This is a genomic window from Terrabacter aerolatus (genome assembly GCF_007991735.1).
Taxonomy (GTDB): Bacteria; Actinomycetota; Actinomycetes; order Actinomycetales; family Dermatophilaceae; genus Terrabacter; species Terrabacter aerolatus.
Map to the genome: position 1 here is coordinate 94,678 of NZ_BJYX01000011.1, position 17,985 is coordinate 112,662.

The following is a 17,985-nucleotide window of genomic DNA, read 5'->3' on the forward strand; positions in this document are numbered from 1 at the left end:
CGTATGCCGTGCTGTCTGGACGTCGGCTGTCAGGGCACGACGACGACCCCCCGCGCCGTCGTCGCGACGACGGCCGGGTCGAGGGGGTCGGCCGCGGACGCGCCCCTCGAGGGGTTGCCGCGCGCCACGACGCGCACCTCGAAGTCCATCTCACGCGAGCGGGTCCCCACCCTGACGATCTCGGCCGAGACCTCGATGACGTCTCCGGCGCGGACCGGCGCCGTGAACTGCACGTCGCTGTACGAGGCGAAGAGTCCCTCGTCACCGTCGGTGATGATGCACATCTCGGTCGCGACGTCGCCGAACGCGGCCAGCGAGTAGGCCCCGTCGACGAGGTTGCCGGCATAGTGCGCGTGGCTGTAGGGCACGTATCGGCGGTGGGTGACCCGCTGTCCGACCCTCGCCGTGGTGGTGCGCTGCGTCATGACGTCTTCGCCTTTCGTCGGGTCATCTCGTGCACGAGGTAGCTGGCCACCTCGCCGGGGGTCGTGCCGCGGCCGAAGATGCGGTCGACGCCGAGGGCCGCCTCGGACCCCTCCTCGAAGCGCGGGCCGCCGGCGACGAGGATCGGCACCTGCCCAGCGGGATAGGCCTCGCGGAAGGCTGCGGACATCTGCGTCGTGTTGTGGATGTGGGCGTCCTTCTGCGTGACGACCTGGCTGACGAGCACGGCGTCGGCCTTCTCGGCGCGGGCCCGCGCGACGAGGTCGGGCACGAGGACCTGGGCCCCGAGGTTGACCACCCGGACCTCGCGGTAGTACTCGAGACCCTTCTCGCCGGCGAAGCCCTTGATGTTGAGGATCGCGTCGATGCCGACCGTGTGCGCGTCGGTGCCGATGCAGGCCCCGACGACGACGAGCTTGCGGCGCAGCTGCCGCTTGATGCTGAGGTTGGCGTCCTTGGCCGAGAGGAGGGGGTACTCGCGCTCGACCACGTGGACGTCGTCGACGTCGACGAGGTGCGTCGTGCTGCCGTAGACGACGAAGAAGGTGAAGTCCGGTCCCATCGCCTTGGCGTGGACGAGCAGGGCGGGGTCGAGGCCCATCCTGCGCGCCAGCTGGAGCGCGGCCCCCTCGGCGCGCTTGTCGTGCGGCAACGGCAGGGTGAACGAGAGCTGGACCATTCCGTCGCCCGTGGTGTCTCCGTACGGGCGGACGATGTGGGCGCTCATCGGACCACCCCCTCCGTGGACGTATGCCGGGTGGCGGCTGGCGGCGTCCACGCGTCGAGGGCGGTGGTGGCCGGGTTGTCGTAGTCGTCGGCGCGCTCGCAGACGCCGTCGAGCCCCTTGCCGCCGGTGGGTGGGCGCTTCATGAGCCCGAAGGTGCCGTCGGCGATCGCGGCGAGCAGCGGCGCGTCGCCCGCCGGGTCACCGTCGTGGACGATCCGGTCGAGCAGGTCGACCGCCTCGGAGAGCACCTGCCGGGCCCGGGTCTGGATGAAGCCGTCGCGCGGCGGGTGGAAGTCCTCGGCGAGGCCGCTCGCGGCGTTCATGACGTAGCGGACGTTCTGCAGGGCGAGGTCGCGGTCGGACAGGAACGGGGTGACGACCGCCTCGGTCATCATGCCGACGAGCAGGATACCCTGTCCGGTCATGGCTCCGACGAGGTTGAAGAAGCCGTCGAGGAGGTAGCCGCGGAAGATGTCGCCCGTCATGTGCTTGGTCGGCGGCATCCACTTGAGCGGGGCCTCCGGGAACAGCTGGCGCGCGAGGAGCGCGTGGGCCAGCTCCATCCGGAAGCTGTCGGGGATCTCGGGGTTGATCTCGAAGGCGTGCCCGAGGCCGAGCTGCCAGTCCTCGAGGCCGGCCTCCTTGGCGAAGCGCTCGTTGAGGAGCTGGCTGACGGTGACGGTGTGGGCGGCCTCGATCGCGTCGGCGGTGGTGAGGTAGTTGTCCTCGCCGGTGTTGATGATGATGCCGGCGCGGGCGTGGACCTGGCGCGAGAACCGCTGGTCGACGAAGGTGCGGATCGGGTTGATGTCGCGGAAGAGGATGCCGTACATCGAGTCGTTGAGCATCATGTCGAGACGCTCCATGCCGGCGAGCGCCGCGATCTCGGGCATGCACAGGCCGGAGGCGTAGTTCGTCAGGCGGACGTAGCGGCCGAGCTCCGTGCTCACCTCGTCGAGGGCGGCCCGCATGAGGCGGAAGTTCTCCTGCGTCGCGTACGTCCCGGCGAAGCCCTCACGCGTGGCCCCCTCCGGGACGTAGTCGAGGAGGGACTGCCCCGTGGAGCGGATGACCGCGATGATGTCGGCGCCCTCGCGGGCGGCGGCCTGGGCCTGCGGGATGTCCTCGTGGATGTCGCCCGTCGCGACGATGAGGTAGATCCACGGCTTGGTCCTCGGGTCGCCGTGACGCCTGATGAGGCGCTCCCGGGTGGCGCGCGAGCGGTCGATGGTGCGCAGCCCTCCGCCCACGCCCTTGGTGGCCGCGCGGCGCGCCGCGGTGGCCTCGCGGCCGGTGGGCAGCCGGAAGGAGACGTTGCCGCTCGCCGCCTTCTGGGCGAGCGTCATGAGGTCCGGTGCCTCGCCGCGCAGCAGCGCGTCGTAGACCGGCGTCGTGACGCCGTGCTCGAGACCGACCTCGTCGCGGACCGCCGTCACGAGGTGGTTGACCCACGGGACGCGTTCGTGGTCGGCACCGGAGAGCCCGGCCAGGCGGAGCGTGGCTCGTTCGACGGACACGGTCGTGTGGCTGCGGGCGATCTCGACGACGGGCTCGGCCGCCCTCGCGGCCAGTGCGCGCGCCCGCCGGACGACGGCGGGGTCCAGGTCGAGCAGGGCGTGTGGGCGGCTCATGCGTCCGATCCTGCCGTCTCGGCGGCGAGCCGGCCCTCGAAGAGCGCGCGGAGCGCCGGCACCTCGCGGACGAGCCGCAGGGCCTCCTCGGCGTGACCCGGGACGTAGCCGTTGCCGACGAGCATCCGCACGTCGGCCGCGAGTCCCTCCGCACCGAGCGCCGCCGCCGCGAAGTTCGTGGCCATGCTGAAGAAGATGATGGTGCCGCCCTGGGCGGTGGCGAGGATCGCGGGCTGCTCGCAGCCCGGCACGTCGACGCAGACGACGGTCACGTCCGCCGGGCCACCGGCCGACTCGACGGCAGCGGCCAGTCCGAGCGGGGAGCGCGCGTCGGCGAGCACCACGGCGTCTGCGAGCCCGCTGGCCACCAGCACGGCGCGCTCGCGCTCGACCGGGACGACCCCGATGGTGCGACCTGCACCGGCGGCACGGGCGGCGGCCAGCGAGAGCGAGCCGGACTTGCCGGCCCCGCCGAGGACGGCCACGGTCGGCGCGATCCCCCGCGCGGCATACTCCCCCACGACCCGCTCGACGAGAGCCGGGGCGCCGCAGACGTCCATGACCATGAGGGCGAGGTGCGGGTCGAGGTCCTCGGGCAGGGTGGCCGCGATGCTGCGGCCGAAGAGGATGGCGTGACCGGTGGCGGGAACCTGCTCGGACAGGCCGTCCCAGCCTTCGAGGCCGTCGGTGACGGCGAGGGGCGTCAAGGACAGGGACACGAGCGTCGCGACCCTGTCCCCGACCGAGAGCCCGAGCGGGCTCTCCGGACCGACCTCGTCGACGGTGCCGATGAGCATGCCACCCGAGCCGGTGACGGGGTTCTGCATCTTGCCGCGCTCCCGGACGATGTCGAGGACCTCGGCACGCACCGCTCCCCCGTCGACTCGCCCGCCGCTCGTGTGCTTCAGCGCCAGCTGGCGGTACGAGGCGGCGTCGAGGTTGAGCGTCTCGACGGCGATCCGGACCTCGTCGGGCCACAGCTCCGGTCGCGCGTCGAGGCGCTGCGCCGCCTGCGGGAGCGTGATCGCCTCACCGGTGGGTTCGAGGACGCGGTGCAGTCCGACGGGCGAGGGGGCGCGGTCGTCACCGGGGACGGGCAGTGGGGTCACGGAGCAGATCCTTCTGTCGTAACGGGAACACACGACAAATCCTTCTGCATCATAGGAGGTCCGGGGGCGGCCCTTCGGCTATCGTCGATTCATGACTCTGGTGTCACAGCCGTACGTCTATGCCCGTCGACCGCTCGTCGAGCCCGACTGGACCCGCCTGCCCGGCTGGGCCGCGGTGAGCCAGGCCGACTGGGACAGCGCCCAGTGGCAGCGCGTCAACTGCGTCCGCAACATCAAGCAGCTGCGCGCCCTCATGGGCGACCTGCTCGACGACCGCTTCTACGACGACCTCGCCCGGGACCAGGCCGAGCGCGCCACGATGTCGATGCTCGTCCCGCCGCAGATGCTCAACACGATGGTGCCCGCCACCGACGGTGCCGTGCCGTCGGCGGGCCACGACTTCACCGAGGCCTTCTACGCCGACCCGGTGCGCCACTACATGCTCCCCGTCTTCTCCGACCGACGCACCGACTGGCCGTCGCACCCGCACGCCTCGCGCGACTCGCTGCACGAGCACGACATGTGGGTGGCCGAGGGGCTGACCCACCGCTACCCCACGAAGGTGCTCGCCGAGCTGCTCCCCACCTGCCCGCAGTACTGCGGGCACTGCACCCGCATGGACCTCGTCGGCAACTCGACGCCCCAGGTCGCCAAGCTGAAGTTCGACCTCAAGCCCGTCGAGCGCTACGCCGCGATGCTCGACTACCTGCGCTCGTCCCCCGGCGTGCGTGACGTCGTCGTGTCGGGTGGCGACGTGGCCAACATGCCGTGGAAGAACCTCGAGGCCTTCGTCGACGAGCTCCTCGACATCGACAACATCCGCGACATCCGGCTCGCCACCAAGGCGCTCATGGCGCTGCCCCAGCACTGGTTCGCCGAGGACGTCGTCGAGGGGGTCGCCCGCGTCTCGGCCAAGGCCCGCGCCCGGGGCGTCTCCCTCGCGATCCACACGCACGTCAACAGCGCCCAGTCCGTGACGCCGTCCGTGGAGCGAGCCAGCCGCGCGATGCTCGACGCGGGCGTGCGCGACGTCCGCAACCAGGGCGTGCTGATGCGGGGCGTCAACGACACGACGGAGGCGCTGCTCGACCTGTGCTTCGCGCTCGCCGACGGCGCCTCGATCACGCCGTACTACTTCTACATGTGCGACATGATCCCGTTCGCCGAGCACTGGCGGCTCTCGCTCGCCGAGGCGCAGCACCTCCAGCACTCGATGATGGGCTACCTCCCGGGCTTCTCGACCCCGCGCATCGTCTGCGACGTGCCCTTCGTCGGCAAGCGCTGGGTGCACCAGGTCGAGGAGTACGACACCGAGCGGGGAATCTCCTACTGGCGCAAGAACTACCGCACGTCGATCGAGGGCGAGGACACCGAGGCCCTCTCGCGCGAGTACGTCTACTACGACCCCATCTACACGCTGCCCGAGGAGGGCCGCCGGTGGTGGCACGCGTCGGTCGACCACGAGTCCGTGCTCGCCGACGCCACACGCCAGGCCGCCACGAGCCGAGCCGCGGCGCAGTCACAGCTCGTCCCCTGAGAGCCGGTCCGGTCCGTCGCTGGGGCGACGGGCGCGAACGGTGCCGCCGTAGACTGCCGCGGTGACCTCCCGCTCCCCCGGCACCCGCACCCGCATGCCCCGCGCCGAGCGTGAGGCGCAGATGCTGGCCGTGGCCGAGCAGGTCTTCTCGGCCCGCGGCATCCAGGCCACGACGATGGACGAGATCGCCGAGCTCGTCGGCGTGACGAAGCCGCTCATCTACGACTACTTCGGCTCCAAGGAGGGCCTGCTCGCCGCGACGATCGAGCGCGCGCGCGGGCAGCTGCTCGCGGCCCTCATCGACTCGTGGGTCGCCCAGCCCGCGGCAGCCCCGCGCGACCGCGTGCGCGGCGTCGTCCACGCGTTCTTCGCCTTCATCGACGAGCACGACGAGGCCTTCGCCCTGCTGCGCACCGAGGGCGCCCTCATCGGCGAGGCGTCGGCCTCGGTCGAGCGCATCCGTCAGCAGACCGCCAAGGCCTTCGCCGAGGGACTGCGCACCTTGCCGGCGTTCGGCTCGCTCGAGCCCCGCCGGGTCACCGTCATGGCCGAGATCCTCATCGGCGGCTGCGAACGTCTCGCCGTCTGGCGCAGCACCCATCCCGGCACCACGGCCGAGGAGGCGACCGACCTGGTCGTGACGACGATCTGGGACGGGCTCGCCACCGTCGCCGAGGCCTGATGGCACGCCGGCCCTCCGGTGACGGGCCGTCGACGCCCGCCACGGTCGCCCTCGACCGGGCCGGGGTCACCTACTCCCGGCACCCGTACGACCACGACCCCTCGGCGCAGAGCTACGGGCTCGAGGCCGCCGAGGCGCTCGGCGTCGACCCGGCGGAGGTCTTCAAGACCCTCCTCGTCGACACCGGCGCGGGACTCGCCGTCGGCATCGTGCCGGTCGACGGGCAGCTCGACCTCAAGGCGATGGCCTCGACCCTCGGCGTCAAGTCGGTGACGATGGCCGACCCGGCGGCCGCCGAACGCAGCACGGGCTACGTCGTCGGCGGGATCTCCCCGCTGGGGCAGAAGAGGTCCCTCCCCACGGTGCTCGACGAGACGGCATACGCCCTCGAGGTCGTCTACGTCTCCGGCGGGCGGCGAGGCTTCGACATCGGGTTGGCCCCCGCCGACCTCGCGACCGTCACCCGAGCGGTCCGGTCGGCGATCGGGCGCCCGGTCAGCTGACGTCGCGGGGCGCGGCAGAGGCGCTCCGGCCCTCCCAAGGCGTCGAGAGCACCACGGTCGTGTGGGTCGAGACGTTCGCCGCGGAGCGGATGCGCGCGAGCAGGTCCTCGAGATCTCCCGGCGTGGCCACGCGCACCTTGAGGATGTAGCTCTCGACCCCGGCCACCGAGTGGCAGTCCTCGATCTCGGTGATGTGCCGGAGGCGGTCGGGCACGTCGTCCGGCGCGCTCGGGTCGAACGGTGCCACGGAGATGAGGGCGGTCAGCGGCAGGCCGAGGGCGTCCGGTGAGACCTGCGCCGTGTAGCCGGTGACGACCCCACGCTCCTCCAGCCGGCGGACGCGCTGGTGCACCGCGGACGTCGACAGGCCCGTGGCCCGGCCGAGGTCCGTGTAGCTCATCCGGCCGTCCGCGAGCAGCAGTCCGACGAGGCGACGGTCGAGATCTTCCATGGCCGAAGGGTAGTGCAGCGCCCGGCGGCCGAGCGGCCGGTTCTCGTGCGAGCCGGCCCGCGTCGGCTCCGGCGGGCGCTGACGGCCCGGTAGCCTCTCGCGTATGCCGGCCGCCGCCCCCAGGATGCTCCTTCTCGACTCCGCGTCGCTCTACTTCCGCGCCTTCTTCGGGGTGCCCGAGGTCATCGGCCCCAGCGGGGTCCCGACCAACGCCGTGCGCGGGCTGCTCGACATGATCGCCTCGCTCGTCGACCGGGGCCGTCCGACCCACCTCGTGGCCTGCTGGGACAACGACTGGCGTCCCGCCTTCCGGGTCGAGGCCATCCCCTCGTACAAGGCGCACCGGGTCGCCGAGCCCGGCCCCGACGAGCTCGCCGGCGAGCAGGTCCCCGAGGCGCTGGGTGTCCAGGTGCCCATCATCGTCGACGCGCTCGCGGCGCTGGGGATCGCGCGCGTCGGCGTCGACGGCTACGAGGCCGACGACGTCATCGGGACCCTGGCGACACAGTTCAGCGGTCGGATGCCGGTCGACATCGTCACCGGGGACCGGGATCTCTTCCAGCTCGTCGACGACGCCAACCGGGTGCGCGTCGTCTACACCGCGCGTGGGGGCGTGCGCTCCCCCGACCTCGTAGACGAGGCCTTCCTCGCCGAGAAGTACGGCGTCGCCAGCGGCAGCGCCTACGCCGACATGGCGGTGCTGCGCGGGGACACGAGCGACGGGCTGCCCGGCGTCGCGGGCATCGGGGAGAAGACGGCGGCCAAGCTCATCACGACCTACGGGACCCTCGAGGCGGTCCGGGCCGCCATCGACTCCGGTGACCCCGCCCTCAAGGGCGCCCAGCGAGCCCGGCTCGAGGCCGCGACCGACTACCTCGACGCCGCTCCGCGGGTCGTCGCCGTCGCCAAGGACGCCGCCGTCCCCGACATCGAGCTCGCCGCCCCGACGTCCGTCGCCGACCCCGCACTCATGTCGCGACTGGCCGTCGAGCACGGCCTGACGTCGTCGTTCGACCGCGTCATCTCGGCCCTCGGCATCGACTGACGGCCGGCCTCCACCGGACCCCCGGGACCGGTCACGGTACGGTCACGTCTCGCTGCAGCTCGTGCGGGCCGGCGCTCCGCCGGGGCGGTCGCGGTCACCACGCGACCGCGAAAAGGCGCATACTGAAGGGTGCCCAACCACGGAACGCCCGACCGCCGTCGACACCTGTCCAGCAGCCCGTTCCGGCCCGCGCCGGCCAGGGACATCGAGGAGTTCTCCGTGGGCGACCGCGTGTCGCACCTGCGGCACGGCCTCGGAGTCGTCGTCGCCTGCAGCGAGGCCACCGTCACGTTGCGCTTCGAGTCCGGGGTGGTCCGCGTCAACAGCCCGTTCGACCGGCTGACGCGCCTCTGACCGGCGCCGGGGCCTGCCTCGGAGCTTCTCCGATGGTCCAGATCCGCTGCCACCCGGCCAGCTGCGCCCGCCCTCGGAGACTGGCGCCCGGCCTGCCCTGATCTGGGGTCGGACGGGGGCCGACGACAGTCCTGGCCACGGAGCCTCGGGGCGACACCCGGCCCGGCGCACTCCGGACATGACGAAGGCCGGTCCCCGAGGGGACCGGCCTTCGTCGTGCGGACTGTGCGGTCCGCCGAGATCAGCGAGTGATCAGAGAGCGCGGACGCGCATCGCCTGCGGGCCCTTGGGACCCTGCTCGACGTCGAACTCGACGGCCTGGTTCTCCTCGAGGCTGCGGTAGCCGTTGCCCGTGATCTCCGAGTAGTGGACGAAGACGTCGGGACCCTCGGTCGGGGCGATGAAGCCGAAGCCCTTCTCCGAGTTGAACCACTTGACGGTTCCCTGTGCCATGTTTTTCTCCTTTGGGTGGAAGTGAGCCGTTGCTTGTCAGCGACCCCCGGTCGGCAGAGACGCGACCACTTTCCAGAAACCCTGAAGAAACAGTTGCGCTCGCAATGGCGTTCCTTGCGAGCGTGTGAAAACACGAGCACCAAAAACGTCGACCGGTGCCTCAACCATAGCCGACCGGGCACCTCGGACGACAATCGCGACGGGCGTGCGGAGGCCCTGCTCAGTCGAGCCGGTCCGCCGCCACGACCCCCCGCAGCACGCCCTCGCTCGCCCGTCGCGCCGTCGTGGCCAGGTCGGGGTCGGCGGCGTCGGTGAGCTGGCCCAGCAGGTCGATGACCTGCTTGCACCGCCGCACGAAGTCTCCGGCAGCAAGGTCGGTGCCGCGCAGCACGTCCTCGAGCCGCTGCCCGCTCGCCCACCGGTGCATGGCCCAGGCGAGGCCACCGTCCGGCATCCCCGTGCGGGGCAGGGCCAGGGCGCCCTCGGCGTCCTCGAGGTCGGACCAGATGCGGATCATCCGGTCGTAGGCCTCGCGCACGTCGTCGGTGGGCCACCTCGGGGTCAGGCCGCCCTCCTCGCGCCGCGGCTCGTGGACGAGCGTGGAGACCACGGCAGCGAGCGACGGCGGGTCGAGCCGACGCCAGATCCCCTCACGGAGGCACTCCGCCGCCAGCAGGTCCTTCTCGGTGTAGAGCTGGCGCAGCCGGTCACCCTCGCCGGTGATCGTCTGGCCACCCTCGCCGAGGTAGCCCATCTCGACGAGCAGCTCGCAGATCCGGTCGAAGGTCTTGGCCACGGAGTTCGTGCGGCCGTCGATCTTGCGCTGGATCCCGTCCGTCTCACGTCGCAGGCGCCACCAGCGCTCGGCCCAGCGGGCGTGGTTCTCGCGGTCGGGACACCGGTGGCAGGGGTGGGCCTTCATCCGGCGCCGCAGCTGATCGACGCGGTCCTCGGTCGGGTCCGCCTCGCTCTGGCGGTGGCGTTGCGGGGGGTCGTGCGGCATCGTCGCGCGCAGGGTCGCCGCGAGGTCGCGGCGCGCCTTGGGGTTGCGGGCGTTGAACTGCTTGGGCACGCGCATCGAGCCGAGCGGCTCGAGCGGGGTCGGGACGTCGTGCAGGGTCAGGCGGCGCAGCTGGTGGTCCTCGGTGACGACGGCGGGTGACGCGGACTCGCCCTTGCCGCCCCGGTTGGGCATGACGACGACGGCCAGACCGCTGTGCCGTCCGGCGGGGATGCGCACGATGTCGCCGATCTTGAGCGCCTCCAGCGAGATCGCCGCTGCGGCACGCATCGACGCCGACCGCGCCCGGGCCCCCTCCTTCTCGACGTCGCGGATCTCGTTGCGGATCGCGGCGTACTCGGTGAAGTCGCCGAGATGACACGTCATCTGCTCGGCGTAGCCGGCCAGGGCCTCCTCGTTGCGTCGCACCGTGCGGACGAACCCGACGACCGCACGGTCCGCCTGGAACTGCGCGAAGGAGGTCTCGAGGATCTCCCGGGCGCTCTCCCGCCCGAACTGGCGCACGAGGTTGACGGCCATGTTGTAGGTGGGCCGGAAGCTCGACCGGAGCGGGTAGGTGCGCGTCGAGGCGAGGCCGGCGACACCGGCCGGGTCGAGCCCGCGGTTCCACAGCACCACGGCGTGACCCTCGATGTCGATGCCCCGTCGGCCCGCCCGGCCGGTGAGCTGGGTGTACTCGGCCGGGGAGATGTCGACATGGCTCTCGCCGTTGAACTTGACGAGCTTCTCGAGCACCACGGTGCGCGCCGGCATGTTGATGCCGAGCGCCAGCGTCTCGGTCGCGAAGACGGCGCGGACCCGCCCGGCCGTGAAGAGCTCCTCCACGATCTCGCGGAACGTCGGCAGCATGCCGGCGTGGTGTGCCGCGAACCCGCGCGAGATGCCGTCGACGAAGTCCCAGTAGCCGAGCACCGACAGGTCCTCCTCGGCCAGACCCTGGATGCGCGTCTCGACGAGCCGACGGTTGGCCTCGCCCTCGGACTCGGGGATGAGCCGCATGCCGCTCGAGAGCAGCTGGCCGACGGCGCCGTCGCAGCCGGCGCGGCTGAAGATGAAGGTGATCGCCGGCAGCAGGCCCTCGCGCTCCAGGCGCTCGATGACCTCGGCGCGCGTCGCACCGCCGCCGGGACGACCACCACGAGAGAAGCCCCGACCGCCGTCGCCCCCACCGGGCCCGCGGCCACCGCCGGAGTCGGCGCCACGACGCCCGCGTCCGCCCCAGTCGTCACGACCGCCACGCCCACCACGGTCGCCGCCCGACGACCCTCCACGGGCGCCGCCCTTGCCACGCGGACGACCCTTGTCGCGGCCGCCACGCGAGCTGACCCAGTGCGAGTCCCAGGCGCCGCGCCCCTCGGTGCCACGGATCGCGTGCACCAGGTCGGGGTTGACGCTGACCGACGACCGGCCCGGCGCGGTGAAGTGCTCGTCGTCGTCGCGGGCGTCGCGCTCCTCGACGAAGAGGTCGAAGAGCGTCTGTCCCACCATCATGTGCTGCCACAGCGGCACGGGACGGTGCTCGGACACGATGACCTCGGTGTCGCCGCGCACCTCGCCGAGCCACGCGCCGAACTCCTCGGCGTTGCTCACCGTCGCCGAGAGCGACACGACGCTGACGTCGGGCGGCAGGTGGATGATGACCTCCTCCCACACCGCCCCACGGAAACGGTCGGCGAGGTAGTGGACCTCGTCCATGACGACCCAGCCGAGCCCGCGCAGCGTCGTCGACCCGGCATACATCATGTTGCGCAGCACCTCGGTCGTCATGACGACGATCGGGGCCTCGCCGTTGATCGAGGCGTCACCCGTCAGCAGGCCCACGTTGTCGGCGCCGTGCACGCGGACGAGATCGGTGTACTTCTGGTTCGACAGCGCCTTGATGGGGGTCGTGTAGAACGCCTTGCGGCCCGTGGCGAGGGCCATGTGGACGGCGAACTCGCCGACGATCGTCTTGCCGGCGCCCGTGGGCGCCGCCACGAGGACCCCGCGACCCTCCTCGACGGCACGACACGCCTCGGTCTGGAAGTCGTCGAGGGGGAACTCGAGCTGCGCGGCGAACTCCGCGAGCCGCGGCCAGGTGGCGATCACGCGAGCACCTCCTCGGGGGTCACGACGTGCAGGGCACCGGGGACGACCTCGGCGTCGATGGGAAGGTCGGCGAAGGACTCGCCGTCGGCCTGGGAGTGGATACCGCTCGCCTCCAAGCGAACTCGCCGGGCTCGATGGATCTCGACGGCCGGGTGGGTGGTGTGCGTACCGGAGTAGACCTTGGGAAAGACCCGGAGGAACGCGGGGATCGACAGGGCGTGCACGATCATGACGTCGAAGAGCCCGTCGGTGACGTCGGCGTCGGGACAGACCCGCATGCCACCCCCGAACGACGTCGTGTTGGCGACGGCCACCAACATCGCACGGGTCTCGATGCGGCGCCCGTCGAGCTCGACGGCGTACGGGATGGGTCGGAAGACGGGGAGCTCGCGCAGCACCGCGAGGTTGTAGCGCATCTGACCGCGCGGCCACGTCATGCGCTGGGCGCGGGCGTTGACCACGGCGTCGAACCCGGCACCGAGGACCCCGCCGAACCACCGCTCCCCCGCCACGCCGTCGGTGACGCGCCCGAGGTCGACGCTGCGGGTGCGGCCCTCGGTGAGGAGCGCCACCGCGGCGCGTGCGTCGCGGACCGGGAGGCCGAGGTTGCGCGCGAAGTCGTTGCCGGTCCCGGCCGCCACGACGGCGAGGCGTGCGGTCGTGCCCGCGCACAGGTTGACGCCGAGGTGGACCATGCCGTCGCCGCCGACGACGACCACCGTGTCGAGGCCGTCGGCCACCGCGCCGCGGGCCCGCTCGCGAGCCTGCCGGTAGTCACTGCCGGACACGTCGACGACGTGGTGGCCGGCCTCGTGGAGCAGGTGACGCGCCTGCTCCCCCAGCTCCCGCCCGACGCCCTTCCCGGAGGTGGGGTTGACGATCAGTGCGACACGCTGGGACACACCCGAACGCTACAGGGCGGACGGCTCAGAGCTGGGACGCCTCGTCGTCGGGAACCGACATCCACGACGGCTCGGTCTGCACCCGGCGACGGTCCAGCACCGCACACACCCCGATGGCGGCGAAGTAGAGCGCCACGATGGGCAACGCCAGGAACAACATCGACCACGGGTCCGGCGTCGGCGTCATGACCGCGGCGAAGACGAAGATGACCATGACCATCGGACGCCAGCCGCGCAGCATCGCCGCGGCCGAGAGGACGTGGGCGAGGTTGAGCGCGACCATGAAGACGGGCAGCAGGAACGCCAGCCCGAACGCCAGCACGAGCTTGAGGACGAAGTTGAGGTAGTCGGTCGCCTGCTGCAGGTTGTAGGCACCCGGCGGCGTGAAGCCGAGGAGCACGTCGACGGCGTGGGGCAGGAACAGGTAGGCCAGCGCGCACCCGGCGAGGAAGAGCGGCACCGACGCCACGATGAACAGGCGCGCGACGCGCTTCTCCTTCTTCGTCAGACCCGGGACGACGAAGCCCCAGATCTGGAAGAGCCACACCGGCGAGGCGAGGATCAGCCCCACGAAGATCGACACGTTGAGCTGGATGCTGAAGGCATCCGTCATCGTCGTGAAGTTGATGTTGACGACGCCCTGGCGCCGCTTCGCGAGCTCGTAGAGAGGCTCGGTCAGCTTGGCGAGGACACGTTCGTAGTTGATCCATCCCACCACGGCGCCGACGATGATCGCCACGCCGGCGATGACGATTCGCTTGCGGAGCTCACGCAGGTGGTCGCCGAGCGACATCCGGCCTTCGGGGTCGCGTTGACGTCGGAGTGAGGGCATTCAGATGAGTCCGTCGGGCGATCGAGGGTGGACCGGCTCACAGAGCCGGATCACGGCGGACCTCGTCCGCTCCGTTCATCGAGGTGCTGCTGGGGACGCCGGAGGAGGCGGTGGGGCGCGTGGCGGCCGCGGCCGCACGGAGACGGTCGGCCTCGGCACGGGCCTCGGCAGCTCGACGCTCTGCCTCGGCCAGCTGCTCGTCGGCGACGCGGCGGCGCTCCTCGGTGTCGACGACGTCACCGGGGACCGTTGACCTCGAGGCCTCGCTGGGGTCGGGCTTGCCGTCCTTCTTCAGCTCGTCGACCTCGGACTTGAAGACCCGGGCGGAGCGCCCGAGGCTGCGAGCCATGTCCGGCAGGCGCTTCCATCCGAAGAGCACCACGAGCACGACGACGACGATCATGATGTGTGCTGGGCTGAGGTTCCGCAGCATGGCGGCATCTCCTTGCAACGTCGATGGGAACGGCCGGCTGTTCCCGGGTCACTGCCAGTGTACGTGCCCGGTCGTCTTCTCCGGCCTTCGGCTCTGACCTGACCACGATATGGGCCGGGCCTCGGCCGTGCCGCGGAATCAGGGTTGCGGCACCGGCGCGTAGGCGGCCAGGGCCGAACGGGCCTCCTCGGCGACGGCCGCGGCGAGCTCGGGCGGCTCGACGACCCGGGCCTCACCACCGAGGCGGAGCACGAGTCGCCGCACGAGGGCCGGGTCGGCGACCTTGAGCGTCACCCGCAACGAGCCGTCCGGGCCACGCTCGACGCCCTCGTTGGGGTAGTAGTCCGCGATCCACGCCGCGCCACGGCTCGCCTCGATGACGACGGTGAGGTCGTTCTCCCCCGGGACGAAGACGTCGTCGAGGTCGCGCGGGCGGGCGCCGGCGGGCGGTGTGCCGTCGACCTCGAGCACCGAGGCGTCCTCGATGCGGTCGAGGCGGAAGAGACGGACGTCCTCCGCGCGGTGGCAGTAGCCCTCGACGTACCACTGCGCGTCGAGGTTGAGGATGCGCATGATGTCGACGTCGCGCTCGGTGGACTCGTCGCGCGTCGCGACGTAGTAGCGCAGGTGCACCCGCCGACCGCGGGCGAAGGCGTCCTTGAGCGTCGCCATGGCCGGGTGCTGGCTGCCGTCGTCGAGGTCGAGGTCGATGCGCCCCGTGGGCTCACCCGCACCGGTCGCGGCCGCCACCCGGATCTTCTCGAGCGTGCGCTCGGCGACGTCGGACCCCACGAGGGTCGAGCCGAGCGCCTGCAGACCAGCCGTCAGGGTGACCGCCTCGTCACGCGTCAGACGCATCGGGGCGGCGATGTCGTCGGCGTTGTCGAGGTAGATGAAGCCGCTGTCCCACTGGGCGTCGATGAGCTCGGCGTGGCCGTAGCCGGGGGTGCCGCACACGAAGAGCAGCTCGAGGTCCTCGACGACCTGCTCCTCCTCGACCCCGAACTCGCGGGCGGCGTCGGCGATCGGCACGCCGCGGTGCTGGAGCAGCCACGGCACCATGTCGAGCAGGCGTCCGAGGCGTTGCGTCGCCGTCTCGGGCGGACGTCGTGCAGCCGTGCGCCCCGTGCCGCTCGAACCGGTCATGCCCGCGCCTCCGATCGCGTCGACTCCTGGGGTGCCGGCGAGCCCGGCGTCATCGGGTGGGCCTCGGCCACCGCGAGCAGCGCCGCTCGCACTCCGGCGACGAGCTCGGGCGGCGACACCGCGACCGCGTGCGTGCCCAGGGCCACGACGTCGCGCTCGGTCGTCCCCCGGCGGTAGGGCACCTCGATCTCGGCCCACCGCTCGTCCAGCTCGGTCGTGCGCTGCGCGTGCCGGCGCAGCGTGTGACCGCGCCCGTGGCGCACGCGCACGACGGCGGTCCCCTCGGGCTCGGGCAGCTGGGCCTCCAGGGCCACCTCGGGCACGTGGTCGGTCGGGACGGCATACGACCCCGCACGGCCCTTGCGACGGACGGCGCCCTCGAAGCGGCTGAGGCGGAAGGCGCGCTCGTCGGCCCGGTCGACGTCGAAGCCGGTGAGGTACCAGCGGCCGTGCCAGTTCTTCAGCGCCCACGGCTGCACGTGACGGGTCGTCAGCTCGCCGTCGTTCTTGCGGTAGCCGAAGGTGATCGGTTGCAGGGCCGAGACGGCCGCGTGCACCGCCTCGAAGGCCGGCTCCCTGGTGCGGATGCGCGGCTCGGCGCCTGCCGCCACCGACTCGTCGATCTCGACGCCGGAGAGGCGCAGCTTGCGCAGGCCCGCCGACGCCGCGCCCGAGATGCTGGCCGTCGACCACGCCCGCGCCGCCAGCGCCAGGGCCGCCACCTCGTCCGGCTCGAAGGTGATGGCCGGCAGCGTCGTCTCGCTCGCGTCGATGCGGTAGCCGACCTCGTCGTCGAAGAGGACGTCGAGCACCGTCGTCGAGATGGGGATGCCCATCTCGCGCAGCTCGTCCTTGTCGCGCTCGAACATCCGGTCGAACGCCTCGTCCGAGCTCGCCTGCGCGTAGGCCGGCAGGGACTCGCGGATCTTCTGCTTCGAGACGGGCCGCCGCGCGGACTTCAGCGCGAGGATGAGGTTGAGCAGCCGTTCGGTCTTGTCGGCCGAGGCAGACGCAGGGCTCATCGAGACCTTCCTGAAGGGGGCGGCGGCGGGTGGGCAGTCCGACGCTACCCGAACATGCGATCGAATAGGGTCAGCCCATGATCCAGTGGCGCCGGGGTGTCGTGGTCGAGATCCGTGCGCGCTGGGCGGGAGCGGTCGAGTATGCCGTCCGCCTCGCCTCCGGGGACGTCGTCCGGGCGCTCGGCTACGTCGAGGTCGTCGGCGACCTGGGCCCCGGGACCACGGTGCTGCTCAACACGACGGCCCTCGAGCGCGGGCTCGGCACCGGCGGCCTCGCCATCGTCGTCGCGGCCCCCGACGCGCTCCCCCGCCCGGTCGACGACGTCACCGCCGTGCGCGGCCACGTCGTCAAGGCGCGCTACACGCCCTCCCAGACGATGGTGCTCGGCGTCGACGAGCAGCACAGCGAGCACCACGCGGTTCTCGCCGACGCCGACGACCTCGACGGGATGCCCGTCGTCGTGGCCGACCTGCACTCGGCCCTGCCGGCCGTGCTGGCGGGACTGCGTCAGGCCGGCCCGTCGCTGCGCGTCGCCTACGTCATGACCGACGGTGGCGCGCTGCCGATCGACTTCTCGCGCACCGTCGCGGGACTGCGCGAAGCAGGTTGGCTCGAGGCGTCCGTCACCGTCGGACAGGCCTTCGGCGGTGACCTCGAGGCCGTCAACGTCCACACCGGGCTGCTCGCCGCACGGCACGTCGTGGGCGCCGACGTCGTCGTCGTGTCCCAGGGCCCCGGCAACCTCGGCACGGGCACGCGCTGGGGCTTCTCGGGCACGTCTGCCGGTGAGGCGGTCAATGCCGCCGGGACGCTCGGCGGCCGCCCGGTGTGCTCGCTGCGGATCTCGGAGGCCGACCCCCGCGAGCGGCACCGCGGCGTCTCGCACCACAGCCTGACGGCATACGGCCGCGTGTCGCTCGTACCGGCGGACGTGCCGGTGCCGGTGCTTCCCGGCCCCCTCGGGGCACGGGTGCTGGCCCAGGCGCGGGAGCTCGCAGCGGCGAGCGGCGGACGCCTCGACCTCCACGAGGTCGAGACGGACGGGCTCGAGGACGCGCTGCGGACCTCGCCGGTGGCGCTGCGCACCATGGGCCGCGGATACGACGACGACCGCGCCGGATTCCTCGGCGCGGCCGTCGCAGGGCGGTATGCCGCCCGGATGCAGAAGGTCTAGGACCGTCTACTTCACGTCGTCGAGGTCGACGACGAAGATGAGCGTCTCGCCGGGCTTGATCGCAGCGCCTGCGCCGCGGTCCCCGTAGGCGAGGTGGGCCGGGATGGTCAGCTTGCGCCGACCGCCGACCTTCATGCCCTCGATGCCCTTGTCCCAGCCCGGGATGACCATGCCGACGCCGAGACGGAAGTCGAGCGCGCTGCCGCGGTTCCAGGACGAGTCGAACTCCTCACCCGTCGAGTGCGCGACACCGACGTAGTGGGCGCTGACCGTGTCGCCGGCCTTCGCCTCGCGGCCGTCGCCCTCGATGAGGTCCTCGACGACGAGGTCTGCCGGGGCGTCACCCTCGGGGAAGTCGATCTCGGGCTTGGTGCGGTTCGGGTCGAGTGCCATGCTGCGTGTCCCTTTCGTTGGTGGCTCAGGTGGCTCA

The 17,985-nt window shown here is 71.9% G+C and carries 19 protein-coding genes; 6 read left to right on the forward strand and 13 right to left on the reverse strand.

Going from position 1 to position 17,985, the window contains the following annotated elements:
• Positions 1 to 29: 29 nt before the first annotated feature.
• The 4 genes from kal to kdd are packed head-to-tail and all read right to left on the reverse strand — an operon-like array spanning position 30 to position 3,911.
• Entirely contained in the window at positions 30 to 425 is a 396-nt protein-coding gene (gene kal, locus TAE01_RS11730; protein ID WP_147066607.1) for a 3-aminobutyryl-CoA ammonia lyase, read from the reverse strand.
• The gene (gene kamE, locus TAE01_RS11735) at positions 422 to 1,171 is read right to left on the reverse strand and encodes a lysine 5,6-aminomutase subunit beta (protein WP_147066609.1); all 750 of its coding nucleotides are present in this window, start codon (positions 1,169 to 1,171) and stop codon (positions 422 to 424) included. Before kamE ends, kal begins: the two co-directional genes overlap by 4 nt.
• Positions 1,168 to 2,802 carry a lysine 5,6-aminomutase subunit alpha gene (kamD, locus tag TAE01_RS11740; RefSeq protein ID WP_147066611.1) on the reverse strand — a complete coding sequence of 545 codons (1,635 nt, stop codon included), beginning with the start codon at positions 2,800 to 2,802 and terminating at the stop codon, positions 1,168 to 1,170. The genes kamE and kamD overlap by 4 nt, the downstream gene beginning before the upstream one ends.
• Entirely contained in the window at positions 2,799 to 3,911 is a 1,113-nt protein-coding gene (gene kdd / locus TAE01_RS11745) for an L-erythro-3,5-diaminohexanoate dehydrogenase (protein WP_246111296.1), read from the reverse strand. The genes kamD and kdd overlap by 4 nt, the downstream gene beginning before the upstream one ends.
• A gap of 91 nt (positions 3,912 to 4,002) precedes the next feature.
• On the opposite strand from kdd, the gene TAE01_RS11750 reads away from it, so the two are divergent.
• The 3 genes from TAE01_RS11750 to ybaK all read left to right on the forward strand — a co-directional run bounded on the left by TAE01_RS11750 (position 4,003) and on the right by ybaK (position 6,633).
• Complete coding sequence (locus TAE01_RS11750) at positions 4,003 to 5,448, forward strand: KamA family radical SAM protein (RefSeq protein ID WP_147066613.1); 1,446 nt, start codon at positions 4,003 to 4,005, stop codon at positions 5,446 to 5,448.
• A gap of 61 nt (positions 5,449 to 5,509) precedes the next feature.
• Positions 5,510 to 6,130 carry a TetR/AcrR family transcriptional regulator gene (locus TAE01_RS11755; protein WP_147066615.1) on the forward strand — a complete coding sequence of 207 codons (621 nt, stop codon included), beginning with the start codon at positions 5,510 to 5,512 and terminating at the stop codon, positions 6,128 to 6,130.
• Positions 6,130 to 6,633 carry a Cys-tRNA(Pro) deacylase gene (ybaK, locus tag TAE01_RS11760; RefSeq protein WP_147066617.1) on the forward strand — a complete coding sequence of 168 codons (504 nt, stop codon included), beginning with the start codon at positions 6,130 to 6,132 and terminating at the stop codon, positions 6,631 to 6,633. The genes TAE01_RS11755 and ybaK overlap by 1 nt, the downstream gene beginning before the upstream one ends.
• Here the strand turns inward: ybaK and TAE01_RS11765 are convergent.
• Positions 6,626 to 7,084, reverse strand: coding sequence for an Lrp/AsnC family transcriptional regulator (locus TAE01_RS11765; RefSeq protein WP_147066620.1), 459 nt, complete (start codon positions 7,082 to 7,084; stop codon positions 6,626 to 6,628). The two genes, ybaK and TAE01_RS11765, sit on opposite strands and share 8 nt — an antisense overlap.
• Positions 7,085 to 7,187: 103 nt before the next feature.
• On the opposite strand from TAE01_RS11765, the gene TAE01_RS11770 reads away from it, so the two are divergent.
• Positions 7,188 to 8,129 carry a 5'-3' exonuclease gene (locus TAE01_RS11770; protein ID WP_186815163.1) on the forward strand — a complete coding sequence of 314 codons (942 nt, stop codon included), beginning with the start codon at positions 7,188 to 7,190 and terminating at the stop codon, positions 8,127 to 8,129.
• 129 nt (positions 8,130 to 8,258) lie between these two features.
• Positions 8,259 to 8,483: a hypothetical protein gene (locus TAE01_RS11775; RefSeq protein WP_147066622.1), complete on the forward strand. Its 225-nt coding sequence runs from the start codon at positions 8,259 to 8,261 to the stop codon at positions 8,481 to 8,483.
• A gap of 252 nt (positions 8,484 to 8,735) precedes the next feature.
• Here TAE01_RS11775 and TAE01_RS11780 read toward each other — a convergent pair whose 3' ends face one another.
• The 7 genes from TAE01_RS11780 to TAE01_RS11810 all read right to left on the reverse strand — a co-directional run bounded on the left by TAE01_RS11780 (position 8,736) and on the right by TAE01_RS11810 (position 16,380).
• Positions 8,736 to 8,936: a cold-shock protein gene (locus tag TAE01_RS11780; protein ID WP_020144233.1), complete on the reverse strand. Its 201-nt coding sequence runs from the start codon at positions 8,934 to 8,936 to the stop codon at positions 8,736 to 8,738.
• A gap of 220 nt (positions 8,937 to 9,156) precedes the next feature.
• Positions 9,157 to 12,045: a DEAD/DEAH box helicase gene (locus tag TAE01_RS11785; protein WP_147066624.1), complete on the reverse strand. Its 2,889-nt coding sequence runs from the start codon at positions 12,043 to 12,045 to the stop codon at positions 9,157 to 9,159.
• Positions 12,042 to 12,947: a diacylglycerol kinase gene (locus TAE01_RS11790; RefSeq protein ID WP_147066627.1), complete on the reverse strand. Its 906-nt coding sequence runs from the start codon at positions 12,945 to 12,947 to the stop codon at positions 12,042 to 12,044. Before TAE01_RS11790 ends, TAE01_RS11785 begins: the two co-directional genes overlap by 4 nt.
• 25 nt (positions 12,948 to 12,972) lie before the next feature.
• A complete protein-coding gene (gene tatC / locus TAE01_RS11795; protein ID WP_246111297.1) occupies positions 12,973 to 13,779 on the reverse strand; it encodes a twin-arginine translocase subunit TatC in 807 nt (268 codons plus the stop codon).
• Between the two features lie 37 nt (positions 13,780 to 13,816).
• Complete coding sequence (gene tatA / locus TAE01_RS11800; RefSeq protein ID WP_147066629.1) at positions 13,817 to 14,212, reverse strand: Sec-independent protein translocase subunit TatA; 396 nt, start codon at positions 14,210 to 14,212, stop codon at positions 13,817 to 13,819.
• Between the two features lie 138 nt (positions 14,213 to 14,350).
• Positions 14,351 to 15,358, reverse strand: a complete 1,008-nt coding sequence (locus TAE01_RS11805; RefSeq protein ID WP_147066631.1) for a helix-turn-helix transcriptional regulator — start codon at positions 15,356 to 15,358, stop codon at positions 14,351 to 14,353.
• On the reverse strand, positions 15,355 to 16,380 hold the full coding sequence (locus tag TAE01_RS11810) for a helix-turn-helix transcriptional regulator (protein WP_147066634.1): 1,026 nt from the start codon (positions 16,378 to 16,380) through the stop codon (positions 15,355 to 15,357). The genes TAE01_RS11805 and TAE01_RS11810 overlap by 4 nt, the downstream gene beginning before the upstream one ends.
• 77 nt (positions 16,381 to 16,457) lie before the next feature.
• Here TAE01_RS11810 and TAE01_RS11815 point away from each other — a divergent pair, with 77 nt between their 5' ends.
• Positions 16,458 to 17,555 (forward strand): DUF3866 family protein, encoded by a 1,098-nt coding sequence (locus tag TAE01_RS11815; RefSeq protein WP_147066635.1) that lies wholly within the window; start codon positions 16,458 to 16,460, stop codon positions 17,553 to 17,555.
• A 6-nt stretch (positions 17,556 to 17,561) separates the two neighbouring features.
• On the opposite strand, the gene TAE01_RS11820 is transcribed toward TAE01_RS11815, so the two are convergent.
• Complete coding sequence (locus TAE01_RS11820; protein WP_147066637.1) at positions 17,562 to 17,948, reverse strand: FKBP-type peptidyl-prolyl cis-trans isomerase; 387 nt, start codon at positions 17,946 to 17,948, stop codon at positions 17,562 to 17,564.
• Positions 17,949 to 17,985 lie beyond the last annotated feature (37 nt).

Coding starts and splice junctions, on each gene's coding strand:
- kal (WP_147066607.1), bottom strand. CDS start 425: ATGACGCAGCGCACCACCACGGCGAGGGTCGGACAGCGGGTCACCCAC.
- kamE (WP_147066609.1), bottom strand. CDS start 1,171: ATGAGCGCCCACATCGTCCGCCCGTACGGAGACACCACGGGCGACGGA.
- kamD (WP_147066611.1), bottom strand. CDS start 2,802: ATGAGCCGCCCACACGCCCTGCTCGACCTGGACCCCGCCGTCGTCCGG.
- TAE01_RS11750 (WP_147066613.1), top strand. CDS start 4,003: ATGACTCTGGTGTCACAGCCGTACGTCTATGCCCGTCGACCGCTCGTC.
- ybaK (WP_147066617.1), top strand. CDS start 6,130: ATGGCACGCCGGCCCTCCGGTGACGGGCCGTCGACGCCCGCCACGGTC.
- TAE01_RS11765 (WP_147066620.1), bottom strand. CDS start 7,084: ATGGAAGATCTCGACCGTCGCCTCGTCGGACTGCTGCTCGCGGACGGC.
- TAE01_RS11770 (WP_186815163.1), top strand. CDS start 7,188: ATGCCGGCCGCCGCCCCCAGGATGCTCCTTCTCGACTCCGCGTCGCTC.
- TAE01_RS11780 (WP_020144233.1), bottom strand. CDS start 8,936: ATGGCACAGGGAACCGTCAAGTGGTTCAACTCGGAGAAGGGCTTCGGC.
- tatC (WP_246111297.1), bottom strand. CDS start 13,779: ATGCCCTCACTCCGACGTCAACGCGACCCCGAAGGCCGGATGTCGCTC.
- tatA (WP_147066629.1), bottom strand. CDS start 14,212: ATGCTGCGGAACCTCAGCCCAGCACACATCATGATCGTCGTCGTCGTG.
- TAE01_RS11805 (WP_147066631.1), bottom strand. CDS start 15,358: ATGACCGGTTCGAGCGGCACGGGGCGCACGGCTGCACGACGTCCGCCC.
- TAE01_RS11810 (WP_147066634.1), bottom strand. CDS start 16,380: ATGAGCCCTGCGTCTGCCTCGGCCGACAAGACCGAACGGCTGCTCAAC.
- TAE01_RS11815 (WP_147066635.1), top strand. CDS start 16,458: ATGATCCAGTGGCGCCGGGGTGTCGTGGTCGAGATCCGTGCGCGCTGG.
- TAE01_RS11820 (WP_147066637.1), bottom strand. CDS start 17,948: ATGGCACTCGACCCGAACCGCACCAAGCCCGAGATCGACTTCCCCGAG.